Raw genomic sequence first — 476 nt, forward strand, 5'->3', positions numbered from 1 at the left:
CAAATATTTAGAGAAAATAAAGGCGATGGGATTTGTGTGCCATTAGAGCAGGTGAGAAAAGTTTTTAATCCAAAGTCAAGCCCCACGCTGTTACTACCTGCGGGCTTAGGGGAAAACGCTTCGCGTTTTTCTCCACACACTGGCACAAGAAATAATCGCCTAGATGATCTCTTTTAATGGTTAAGGTCTTGGGTTTGCCTACAAGGTCATAAGTCTTGACAAACTTAAAGTACCGCCATCAAAAGAGATAACATTGTCTTTGATTTTATAACCTGTCTTGCCCTTGAATGTGAAAGACTGGTGGTTAGCTACCTTTTTAAATCTAGGGAGTCTGCCCTGCTTTTTAAAAAACTTTTTGTAGGCTTTGTCTATTCTTTTTGTGGTGTCTTGCAAGGTTTGAGAACCCAAAGTTTTCAAAAAAGCAAAGCGTGCTGTTTTCTTTAGTTTAGTGATGTGTTTTTGCAAGGTGTAGGGCT

Annotated in this window: 1 pseudogene; it reads right to left on the reverse strand. The window is 39.5% G+C overall.

Annotation, left to right across the window (positions count from 1 at the left end):
- Nucleotides 1-476, reverse strand: a pseudogene (locus FNE76_RS08650) (RNA-guided endonuclease InsQ/TnpB family protein); the annotation flags it as partial.

The organism is Helicobacter mehlei, assembly GCF_007280785.1.
In the GTDB taxonomy this organism is placed as follows: Bacteria; Campylobacterota; Campylobacteria; order Campylobacterales; family Helicobacteraceae; genus Helicobacter; species Helicobacter mehlei.